The sequence below is a fragment of the Pseudomonadota bacterium genome, assembly GCA_030860485.1.
GTDB lineage: Bacteria > Pseudomonadota > Gammaproteobacteria > JACCXJ01 > JACCXJ01 > JACCXJ01.
Window position 1 is genome coordinate 1 of record JALZID010000333.1, and the last position, 2935, is coordinate 2935.

Below are 2935 nucleotides of genomic sequence, written 5' to 3' on the forward strand. Positions count from 1 at the left end.
TTAACACGGCTATGGTCGCGCCACCTGCCGAAGAAAGCGAGCCTGTTGAGCTTGAGAAGGGGCCGAATATTCAGCCGCTTCCACCGTTTCATCCATTCCCGGATACGGTGGAAGGGCCGGTCCTCCTGAAAGTGGGAGATGATATTTCCACCGATGAGATCATGCCGGCTGGAGAGCAAGTGCTGCCGTATCGGAGCAACATTCCCGAAATCAGCAAGTTCGTATTCGCCCGAATGGATGAGACGTTTTACCACCGGGCGGTGCAGCACTTGTTGTCGGGATGCCTGATCGTCGCCGGCAGAAACTACGGCCAGGGCTCAAGCCGCGAGCATGCCGCCATTGCGCCTCGGTATTTGGGACTCAAGGCTGTCGTCGCGAAAAGCTTTGCCCGCATTCACCGGCAAAACCTGATCAATTTTGGGATCCTGCCGTTGACGTTCGCGGATCCGAGTGACTGGGAACAAATCGACCAAGACGACGTCCTCAGTCTTCCGGATATCCGCGCGGCCATCCCACAAGGAATCCAGGTAAAGGTCATCAACAAGACGAAAGGTGAAACGTACCTCGCGGAACATGCATTGACGGGACGACAAGTCGAGATGATTTTATCCGGAAGCCTGCTCAACCTGATGCGCAAACGTCAGGGATAGCTGGGGTCGGGTCTGATGCTGGAGCTTAAACGCGTGTACGACCCACCTTCGGCCGATGACGCCGCCGTGATGCGCCCGTGGGAGCACGGCGGGGGCTCTTCGCTCGGCGCCAAGGTCCGCATCGAGGCTCGCGATCGCGTCACCTCACAGCCCCGACAGCCGGCCAGAATCCGGCCGGGCCAACCCAAATACCCTCTTCACCGCCCCCGCGCGAACCACCCACTCACCGGCCGACCCGTGCGACGCAACCGCACCGGTTGAAAAGCTGCGTTGAAAGTCCTATCCTTATCGGTACGGCGCATCCCAGTCACCATCAGCATCACGGAGAATTAAATGAGCGAAGAAAATACGAAACTCGACGGGCCCGACCTCGCGCAAGGTGTGGCCATTTCGACCGTCGCCGAGGGCGCCATGCTGCTTGGCCACACGCAGGGCGAACCGATAATTCTCGTGCGTCGCGGCGGGGAGCTATTCGCCATCGGCGCCGTCTGCACGCACTATAGCGGCCCGCTTGCCGACGGGCTCCTTGTCGACGATACGGTTCGCTGCCCTTGGCATCATGCCTGTTTCAGCCTGCGCACCGGCGAGGCGCTGCGGGCGCCGGCGCTAAAGCCCGTCTCCTGTTGGCGCGTCGAGCTGCGGGACGGCAGCGCTTTCGTTAGAGAAAAGCTCAAGAGCGCCATCCGGCAGCCGCCTCCCGTAGCGTCGGGCATGCCGGGATCGGTGGTTATCGTCGGTGGCGGTGCGGCGGGTAACGCTGCTGCGGAAATGCTTCGCCGGGAGGGCTACCCCGGTCGCCTGACGATGCTGAGCGCCGATGCGTCGGTACCCTATGACCGGCCCAATCTTTCCAAGCAATATCTTGCGGGCAAGGCGCCCGAGGAGTGGATTCCCCTTCGATCGGCCGAGTTCTATCAAGAACAGGACATCGACTTGAAGCTCGGCGTGCGCGTCGCCACAATCGACACGGCGAGTCGGCATGTGCGCCTAGTGGACGGCAGTCGCCATGCCTATGATGCGCTGCTGCTCGCCACCGGCGCCGAGCCGGTGCGGCTTGAGCTGCCCGGCGGAGATCTCCCCCATGTACATTATCTGCGCACGCTCGCCGACAGCCGCGCCCTGGTCGCCCAGGCGCTGGTTTCGCAGCGGGCCGTGGTGATAGGCGCGAGCTTCATCGGTCTGGAGGTGGCGGCATCACTTCGAGCACGCAATATCGACGTGCATGTGGTCGGACGGGAGACCTGTCCCATGGAGAAGACTCTCGGCGCGGAGATCGGGAACTTCATCCGCAAACTCCATGAACAACACGGCGTGACCTTCCATCTCGGCACGACAGCCGCCTCTATAGACAAGCGTAGCGTCACGTTGCAGAGCGGAGAAAGCCTCCCGGCCGATCTCGTCGTCATCGGCGTCGGCGTGCGGCCGGCGATTGCACTGGCCGAACAGGCCGGCCTCGCCATCGATCGAGGAATCACTGTGGACGAGTACCTGGAAACGAACGTCCCGGGCATCTTCGCGGCCGGTGACATTGCGCGCTGGCCGGATCGGCTCACCGGCGAGCGCATCCGCGTCGAACACTGGGTGGTGGCCGAGCGCCAGGGGCAAACGGCGGCGCGCAACATCCTGGGGCGACGAGAACGGTTCGATGCCGTCCCGTTTTTCTGGACCGAGCAATACGATTTCGGCCTCGCTTATGTCGGCCACGCCGAACGATGGGACAAAGCCGAGATCGACGGGCAGCTTGACGCGCGCGACTGCACGGTCACCTTTCGAAGCGGCGGCAGCAAACTGGCGGTCGCCGTGATTCACCGGGATCTCGAAGGGCTGCGCGCTGAACTCGAATTCGAGAGGACAATCGCAGATCTCGTAGAGGAGTCCGCAGCCGGAGGCGAACCATCATGACGGGAAAATTCAAAGTCGGCGATCACGTCCGCTGGAATTCGGAGGCTGGGCATGTGAGCGGCAGGATCATCAAGGTTCACACAAAAGATTGCGATTACAAGGGATACACGCACCACGCCAGCAAGGATGAACCGCAATACGAGATCAAGAGCGACAAGACCGAGCACATCGCCATGCACAAGGGCACGGCGTTGCATAAGATCGATTGAGGAACGCAGCGCTCACTGTAGGTGAGTCGCGATATTGCGGGACGAAAAACCATGGGCTCAACGATCTGGACGATAGGCCATTCGACCCGCCCGCTGGACGCGTTTCTCGAGCTGCTCGCCCGCTACCGGCTGGAGGCGGTCGCGGATGTGCGCCGCTTCCCCGGATCGAGGCGC

At 61.9% G+C, this 2935-nt stretch carries 3 protein-coding genes; all 3 read left to right on the forward strand.

All coding sequences use genetic code 11. From position 1 onward, the window contains the following. The coding region (locus M3461_20995) for an aconitate hydratase (protein ID MDQ3776649.1) at positions 1–650 on the forward strand (650 nt) is incomplete at its 5' end. 333 nt (positions 651–983) lie between these two features. Then, positions 984–2552 (forward strand): FAD-dependent oxidoreductase, encoded by a 1569-nt coding sequence (locus M3461_21000; GenBank protein ID MDQ3776650.1) that lies wholly within the window; start codon positions 984–986, stop codon positions 2550–2552. Continuing rightward, positions 2549–2761, forward strand: coding sequence for a DUF2945 domain-containing protein (locus tag M3461_21005; GenBank protein MDQ3776651.1), 213 nt, complete (start codon positions 2549–2551; stop codon positions 2759–2761). Before M3461_21000 ends, M3461_21005 begins: the two co-directional genes overlap by 4 nt. Positions 2762–2935 lie beyond the last annotated feature (174 nt).